Genomic DNA, 7,542 nt, shown 5'->3' with positions numbered 1-7,542 from the left:
GGCTGGTGGTGATCGTGGCCGCCGGGCTGGCGGGAGGCCGCGGCCGCGGGGGTGGACGCCGCGTACTCCGTCTCGGAGCACGCGGGCGGCGTGGAGTCCTCCCTGGCCGATCCGGCGGGGACCCTCGCTGCGCTCGCCGAGCACGTCGCACGCCGATGGGGTGCGTGACCCGGCTCACCACCGCGGGCACTGCGCGCGAGGGCCTACACTGGTCTCGGGCACGATTCCCGGACAGCGGGAACAGTTCCGCCACGTGCGCTGTTGGAGGAGTTCATGACCGTCGAGAACACCGTCGAAGCCGGCCCTGCGACGACCGAGGAGACCCACGGCGTCGAGCTGACCGACACCGCCGCGTTCAAGGCGCGCTCCCTGCTCGAGCAGGAGGGCCGTGACGACATGCACCTGCGCATCGCCGTGCAGCCCGGTGGCTGTGCGGGCCTGCGCTACCAGCTCTTCTTCGACGACCGTTCGCTCGACGGAGACCTCTTCCGCGAGTACAACGGCCTCAAGGTGGGCGTCGACCGGATGAGCGCGCCGTACCTGCAGGGTGCGGTGATCGACTTCGTCGACACGATCGAGAAGCAGGGGTTCACCATCGACAACCCCAACGCGGGCGGATCCTGCGCCTGCGGCGACTCGTTCAACTGAGCCTTCTGCCACGAAGCCCCCGTCTCGTGACGGGGGCTTCGTCGTGTCTGACGTAAGGTTCCTCCACGTGCGCATCGCCGTCACCGGATCCATCGCCACGGACCACCTCATGCACTTCCCGGGGAGGTTCGCCGACCAGCTCGTGGCCGACCAGCTCGACCGCGTCTCGCTCTCCTTCCTGGTCGACGAGCTGACCATCAAGCGCGGCGGGGTGGCGGGCAACATCGCCTACGCCCTCGGTGTGCTCGGGCAGGCTCCCGTCCTGGTGGGGGCGGTGGGCGCGGACTTCGCCGACTACCGCTCCTGGCTGGACCGACACGGCGTCGACACCTCCGGCGTGCACGTGTTCTCCGACGTGCACACGGCCCGCTTCGTCTGCACCACGGACGACGACATGCGCCAGATCGCGTCGTTCTACGCCGGCGCCATGGCCCGGGCCCGGCTCATCGAGCTGCAGCCGGTCGCCGAGCGCGTCGGCGGGCTGGACCTGGTGCTGATCGGGGCCAACGACCCCGAGGCGATGCTCCGGCACACCGACGAGTGCCGCCAGCGGGGCATCCCGTTCGCCGCGGACCCCTCGCAGCAGCTCGCCCGGATGGAGGGGCCGGAGATCAAGCGGCTCGTCTCCGGCGCGAGATACCTGCTCACGAACGACTACGAGTGGGAGCTGCTGCTCAAGAAGACCGGCTGGACGGCCGAGCAGGTCGCCGCCGAGGTCGAGATCCGGATCACCACGCTCGGCGAGAAGGGCGTGCAGATCGTGGGCCGGGACGGTCTGGCCCTGGAGGTCGGCGTGGTGCCCGAGACGGCGCGGGTCGACCCGACCGGCGTCGGGGACGCCTTCCGTGCAGGCTTCCTCGCAGGCACCGCGCAGGGCCTGTCCCTGGAGCGCGCGGCCCAGCTGGGCTCGCTGGTGGCGGTGTACGTCCTGGAGACCGACGGCCCGCAGGAGTGGCGCTGGGAGCGCTCCGAGGCGCTGGCCCGCCTCCAGCAGGCCTACGGCCCCGAGGCGGCCACGGAGATCGCCGCCGCCCTCCCGTAGCGCGTCAGGGAGCCACAACTGTCGTTCTCGAGGCTCGAGACGACAGTTGTGGCTCCCTGACGTTCAGATCTGGACGGGGTAGGTCGGCTCGGGGACGTCGACCTGGATGCGGCGCTCCACGAAGATGCCGTACCAGATCAGGAAGACCAGCAGCGTCCAGATCCGGCGGCTGTGGTCGACGGGGCCCTCGCGGTGCGCGTCGAGCATCACCTGCACCGCGGGCAGGTCCACCAGGTGGCCCGCGCCGGAGTCCCGGATGATGTCCCGCGCCCAGGCGTACATCTCGTCGCGGAGCCAGTGCCGGATCGGCACCGGGAAGCCCAGCTTGCGCCGGTTCAGCACGTGCGCCGGGACGATCGACGCGAGCGCCCCGCGCAGCGCGTACTTGGTCGTCCCGTTCGACCCGCCGGTGATCTTCTGCGTGAGCGGCAGGGCCGAGGCGACCCGGAAGACCTCCGGGTCCAGGAACGGCACCCGCAGCTCCAGCGAGTTCGCCATGGTCATCTTGTCGGCCTTGACCAGGATGTCGCCGCGCAGCCACGTGTAGAGGTCCACGTGCTGCATCCGGGCGACGGGGTCCCACTTCTCCGACGTGTCGTAGTGCTGGGCGGTGACGTCGGTGTGCGAGACCCGCGGGTCGTACTGCCGCAGGATGGAGTGCAGCTGGTCGTCCCGGAAGATCCGGGCGTTGCCGTAGTAGCGCTCCTCGAGGTCCAGCGAGCCGCGGCGGAGCAGGTCCTTGCCGCGCATCCCCTCCGGCAGCCGCCGCGACGCCCGGCCCAGCAGCGGCCGCAACGCGCCCGGCACCTTCTCGAACGGCGCCAGCGACAGCGGCTCGCGGTAGATCGTGTAGCCGCCGAACAGCTCGTCCGCGCCCTCGCCGGACAGCACCACCTTGACGTGCTGGCGGGCCTCGCGGGCGATGAACCACAGCGGGACGAGGGCCGGGTCGGCCACCGGGTCGTCGAGGTACCAGACGATGAGCGGCAGCGCGTCCATCATCTCGTCCGGCTTCACGGTCCGGACCACGTGCTTGACGCCGATGGCCGCGGCGGACTCCGCCGCCACGTCGACCTCCGAGTAGCCCTCGCGCTCGAACCCGGTGGTGAACGTGATCAGGTCGGGGTTGTGCTCCTTGGCCAGCGCCGCGATCGCCGTGGAGTCGATGCCGCCGGAGAGGAACGCGCCGACGGTGACGTCCGCGCGCATGTGCTTGGCCACCGAGTCCCGGATCACCTCGGTGATCTCGCCGTGCACGATCGCCTCGGCCTGGGGGCTCGCGGGGGCGTGGCTGGGCATCGAGATGAAGCGCGGGTGGAAGTACCGGGTGGCGACGGGCTGCTCGCCGGGCCGCACCGTGACGTACGTCCCGGACTCCACGCGCCCGATCGCGCGGTGCAGCGTCTCCGGCTCCGGGACGTACTGCAGGATCAGGTAGTGCTGCAGGGCGGCCGGGTCCAGCTCGTCGGACCCCGCGATGCCCAGCTCGGGCGCCAGCTCCAGCAGGCTCTTCTTCTCACTGGCGAACGCGACGCCGGTGGGCCCGGTGGACAGGAACAGCGGCTTGATGCCGAACGGGTCGCGCGCGACGAACAGCGTGCGCTGCTCGCTGTCCCAGATCGCGAAGGCGAACATGCCGCGCAGCCGCGAGACGGCCTCGGGGCCCCAGTGGTGGTAGGCCGCGACCACGGCCTCGGTGTCGCCCTCGGTCGCGAACTCCGCGCCCAGCTCGGCGAGCTCGGCCCGCAGCTCGAGGTAGTTGTAGACCTCGCCGTTGAAGGCGATGGTGTACCGGCGGGGCCCGTCGCCCGCCTGCACGTGCGAGCCCGACGGGTCCCAGTGCAGGGGCTGGTGGGAGCCCGCCACGTCGATGATCGACAGGCGGTTGAAGCCGAGTACGACGTCGTCGTCGTGCCAGGTCCCGCTCTCGTCCGGCCCACGGTGACGTTGGCAGCGCAGCGCCCCGGCGATCGCCTCGGTCCGATCCGCAGCATCGGCCCCGGAGGTCAGCAGTCCCAACAGTCCGCACACAGCGAGCCAGTATGCCGAGCCCGACCCGGCGACCCCCGGACGGGTCACGGTCGGATCACGCGCACCCCGGGGGCGCGACGGGGCGGTTCGCTCGGCTAGGCTCTACGCGTGGTCGAAGGTCCGCCCTGTCCCGGACGTGCGGATGATCGACCGGGAGCTGCGTTTCCGCAGCTCGCGAACGTGTTTCAACGGCGTGGCGACACCACCACGCGGACGAGGGGAAGGCGGCGGGCAGTGGGCCGATCGGAGCGCACCGGAGGCGGAGCTCGCGTAGCCGACCATGCGCACGGCGTGCAGGGACGTTCCCGCCGCGCCGGGTGGGTCCGGGCGGCGAAGCTCGCCGGGCTCGGCGTGCTGGCCATGCCGCTGCTGGCAGGCTGCTCGGTCGAGGAGGCCATCCGCTTCGGCTGGCCCGTGGGCGTCACGCCCGAGGCCACCCAGATGCGCCACCTGTGGACCTGGTCGGCGATCGCCGCCCTCGTCGTGGGCGTCATCACGTGGGGCGCGATGTTCTGGGCGGTGGTCTTCCACCGCAAGAAGAAGGGCGACGACGAGTCCGTCCCGCGGCAGACGCAGTACAACCTGCCCGTCGAGATCGTCTTCACCGTGATCCCCACGATCATCGTCGCGGTCCTCTTCGGGTTCACCGTGGCCGTCCAGCAGTACGTCGACAAGGACGTGCCTGCGGACATGAAGGTGGACGTCACCGGATTCCAGTGGAACTGGGCCTTCGCCTACCCGGAGGAGGTCGCGGCGGACGGCGAGCCCGTGCAGACCATCGGCACCGCGCAGACGATCCCGCTGCTCGTGCTGCCCACGAACACGTCGATCGAGTTCACGATCGCGTCGAACGACGTGATCCACTCCTTCTACGTGCCGGAGTTCCTCTTCAAGCGGGACGTGTTCCCGATGCCGGAGAAGAACGACACGGACAACGTCTTCGTGATCGACCGCATCGAGCAGGAGGGCGCCTTCGTCGGGCGCTGCGCCGAGCTCTGCGGCACGTACCACGCCTCGATGAACTTCGAGGTCAGGGCGCTGAACCCGCAGCTCTACGAGCGCTACATCACGCTCCGCAAGGAGAACAACCCGCAGACGGGCGTCCCGTACACCGCTCAGGAGGCGCTGTCCTCGCTGAACTGTGGCCAGTGGTGCGCACCGGAGGCGATCACGACCTCGCCGTTCACCGGCCGCGGCCAGCAGTACGCGCCGCTGCCGCAGGCGGCCGGGAACTGAGGGAGAACCACCGATGAAGGTCGAGTCCCGGCTCTTCGAGATCCTGACGGCGTTCTTCTTCGTCGCCGCGATCGTCTACACGATCCTGACCCACGAGGCCGTCGGCATCGCCGCGCTGTTCCTCACCGGCGGCCTGTCGCTGATCGTCGGCACGTACTTCCGGTTCGTGTCGCGGCGGCTCGAGGAGCGCCCCGAGGACAACCCCGAGGCCGAGGTGTCCGACGGCGCGGGCGAGGTCGGTTTCTTCTCGCCCGGCTCCTACTGGCCCATCGCCGTGGCGTTCTCCGCCGCACTGGTGGGCGTCGCCCTGGCGTTCTTCTTCGTGTGGCTGATGGTCATCGCGGGCATCATGCTGCTGTTCGCGATCGGTGGTCTCGTCTTCGAGTACCACATCCGCCCCGCCTCGCACTGAGCACACCCGACACCGGCATCATGGAGCCATGATGCCGGTTTCGGTGTGTCCGGACGTCGACTGTGGCTCCATGATGCGGGTCAGGGTGCGGGTCAGAGCCTGCGGTGCATGACGTGCAGGCCCACCAGGCCGTCCGTCGGGTGGCGGAAGGCCTCGGGCACCGTGCCCACGACGTCGAAGCCGAGTGAGCGCCACAGCGCCACGGCGCGGACGTTGGACGCGACGACCGCGGAGAACTGCATCGCCCGGTAGCCGCGGCGGCGCGCCTCGTCGAGCGTCGCCTCCGCCAGCGCGCGCCCGATCCCCCCGCCCGCGCGGTCCGGATCGACCATGAACCCGGCGTTGGCCACGTGGTCGCCCAGCCCGGGCTGCACGGGCTTGAGCAGCGCCGTCCCGACGACCGTGCCGTCGCGTTCGGCGACGAGCGTCACCGCCGGTGGTGGCGCCATCCAGATCCCGCGTGCGGTCTCCTCGGGGGTGTCGGGCGCCCAGGTGTAGGTGTCGCCCGCGGCCACGATCCGGTGCCAGACCGGCCAGATCGCCGGCCAGTCCGACGCCCGCGCCTCGCGGACGTCCAGGTCAGCCACCGGTGACCACGGCCAGCACGAACCCGTCGTACCCCTTCGCCCCCACGGTCTGCAGCGCGGTCGCGTCCACCCGGCCGTCCCCGTGCAGGGCCGCGAACATGCGGCGGGTGCCCTCGACCCGCTCGTCCCCACCGGTCGCCACCTGGCCGCTCCGCACCACGTTGTCCACGACGATCACCGTCCCCGGTCTGCCCAGCCGGATCGCGTGCTCGACGTAGGCGGCGTTGTTCTGCTTGTCGGTGTCGATGAACACCAGGTCGAACGGGCCGGTCAGCGTCGGCAGGGTATCGAGCGCGGGCCCGACCCGCACCTCCACCCGGTCCGCCACGCCCGCCCCGCGGAGGTTGGCCCGGGCGACCTCGGCGTGTCTCGGGTCGAACTCGCAGGTCACGACCGTGCCGTCGGTGCCGACCGCGCGGGCCAGCTCGATCGTCGAGTAGCCGCCCAGGGTGCCGATCTCCAGGATGCGGCGGGCCCCCGCGATCCGCGCGAGCAGCTGGAGGAACCGGCCCTGGGTGGGGGAGACGTCGATCGGCGGGAGGCCGGCGTCACGGTTGCGGGACAGCACGGCCGTCAACGCCTCGTCCGCGGGCAGGAGGGACTCCTGCAGGTACTCGTCGACGGCCTGCCACGTGCTCTCGGTCATACCCCCACCCTGGCCCTTCGGACACGGGGACCACCACGTGATTCGCGGCGGTCCAGCCGACGGAGCGTGTACAGAGCGCCTACTGTGCGATGCATGTCCGACGCGAACGACCCTGCGCCGTCCTCGACCGGGGAGCGGGTGGTCTTCGACGGGGCCGCGGGCAAGCTCGTCGGGGACCGGTGGCCCGCACAGGGGGAGCGCCGCGGCGTGGCCCTCCTGCTGCACGGTGGCGGCCAGACCCGACACTCCTGGTTCCGCACCGCCCAGGCGCTCGCCGGGCAGGGCTGGGAGTCCATCGCGCTCGACGCCCGGGGGCACGGCGACAGCGACTGGGCCCCGGACGGGGACTACGGCACGGACGCCCTCGACGCCGACCTCGTGGCCGTGATCGAGCAGCTCGGCGAGCCCGCCCTGCTGGTCGGCGCGTCGATGGGCGGCATGACCGAGCTCGTCGCCGAGGGCGAGCACGGCGGGTTGGCGCGCGCCCTGGTGCTGGTGGACATCGTCCCGAAGGTGGAGCCCGACGGGGTGAAGCGGATCATGGACTTCATGGGCGCGAACCCGGACGGGTTCGGCTCGCTCGGCGAGGTCGCCGAGGCCGTCAGCGCCTACAACCCGCACCGCAAGCGCAAGGCCTCGCCGGAGGGCCTGCGGAAGAACGTGCGGCTCCGCGAGGACGGCCGCTGGTACTGGCACTGGGACCCGGCCTTCATGGCCGTGGGCGACGAACCGCGCCGCTCGACGAGCCACGAGCGCGCCGTCGCCGCCGCCCGCCGGATCACGGTCCCGACCCTGCTCGTGCGCGGTGCGCAGTCGGACATCGTGAGCGAGGACGGGGTCCGCGAGCTCCTGGAGCTCATCCCCGGCTCCGTCCACGTGGACGTCTCCGCGACCGGTCACATGGTCGCGGGCGACGACAACGACGTCTTCACCCGCACCG

8 protein-coding genes are annotated in these 7,542 nt (G+C 71.3%); 5 read left to right on the top strand and 3 right to left on the bottom strand.

Annotated features, from left to right (window positions below):
• Window positions 1-273: 273 nt before the first annotated feature.
• Complete coding sequence (locus H5J29_RS14500; protein WP_181781482.1) at window positions 274-648, top strand: HesB/IscA family protein; 375 nt, start codon at window positions 274-276, stop codon at window positions 646-648.
• Between the two features lie 109 nt (window positions 649-757).
• A complete protein-coding gene (locus H5J29_RS14495) occupies window positions 758-1,690 on the top strand; it encodes a carbohydrate kinase family protein (protein WP_181781485.1) in 933 nt (310 codons plus the stop codon).
• Window positions 1,691-1,753: 63 nt separating this feature from the next.
• Here H5J29_RS14495 and asnB read toward each other — a convergent pair whose 3' ends face one another.
• Window positions 1,754-3,721, bottom strand: coding sequence for an asparagine synthase (glutamine-hydrolyzing) (asnB, locus tag H5J29_RS14490; protein WP_181781481.1), 1,968 nt, complete (start codon window positions 3,719-3,721; stop codon window positions 1,754-1,756).
• Window positions 3,722-4,012: 291 nt separating this feature from the next.
• On the opposite strand from asnB, the gene ctaC reads away from it, so the two are divergent.
• Together ctaC and H5J29_RS14480 are read left to right on the top strand one after the other, a co-directional pair.
• Window positions 4,013-4,957 (top strand): aa3-type cytochrome oxidase subunit II, encoded by a 945-nt coding sequence (ctaC, locus tag H5J29_RS14485; protein ID WP_376768532.1) that lies wholly within the window; start codon window positions 4,013-4,015, stop codon window positions 4,955-4,957.
• A gap of 13 nt (window positions 4,958-4,970) precedes the next feature.
• On the top strand, window positions 4,971-5,369 hold the full coding sequence (locus H5J29_RS14480; protein WP_181781480.1) for a cytochrome c oxidase subunit 4: 399 nt from the start codon (window positions 4,971-4,973) through the stop codon (window positions 5,367-5,369).
• Between the two features lie 92 nt (window positions 5,370-5,461).
• Here H5J29_RS14480 and H5J29_RS14475 read toward each other — a convergent pair whose 3' ends face one another.
• Window positions 5,462-5,956, bottom strand: a complete 495-nt coding sequence (locus H5J29_RS14475; protein ID WP_312858224.1) for a GNAT family N-acetyltransferase — start codon at window positions 5,954-5,956, stop codon at window positions 5,462-5,464.
• Window positions 5,949-6,602: an O-methyltransferase gene (locus H5J29_RS14470; protein ID WP_181781479.1), complete on the bottom strand. Its 654-nt coding sequence runs from the start codon at window positions 6,600-6,602 to the stop codon at window positions 5,949-5,951. The genes H5J29_RS14475 and H5J29_RS14470 overlap by 8 nt, the downstream gene beginning before the upstream one ends.
• A 93-nt stretch (window positions 6,603-6,695) precedes the next feature.
• On the opposite strand from H5J29_RS14470, the gene H5J29_RS14465 reads away from it, so the two are divergent.
• Window positions 6,696-7,542, top strand: an 847-nt coding sequence (locus H5J29_RS14465; RefSeq protein WP_181781478.1) for an alpha/beta fold hydrolase, incomplete at its 3' end; no start/stop codon positions are given.

The sequence above is a fragment of the Pseudonocardia pini genome (assembly GCF_013870575.1).
Lineage (GTDB): Bacteria > Actinomycetota > Actinomycetes > Mycobacteriales > Pseudonocardiaceae > Pseudonocardia > Pseudonocardia pini.
The sequence above is the reverse complement of the archived record's forward strand: the minus strand, read 5'-3'. Positions and strand labels throughout refer to the sequence as shown.

Excerpts from the sequence above, each read along its gene's own strand:
- H5J29_RS14470 (WP_181781479.1), bottom strand. The coding sequence starts at position 6,602 with ATGACCGAGAGCACGTGGCAGGCCGTCGACGAGTACCTGCAGGAGTCC.
- H5J29_RS14500 (WP_181781482.1), top strand. The coding sequence starts at position 274 with ATGACCGTCGAGAACACCGTCGAAGCCGGCCCTGCGACGACCGAGGAG.
- H5J29_RS14495 (WP_181781485.1), top strand. The coding sequence starts at position 758 with ATGCACTTCCCGGGGAGGTTCGCCGACCAGCTCGTGGCCGACCAGCTC.
- H5J29_RS14480 (WP_181781480.1), top strand. The coding sequence starts at position 4,971 with ATGAAGGTCGAGTCCCGGCTCTTCGAGATCCTGACGGCGTTCTTCTTC.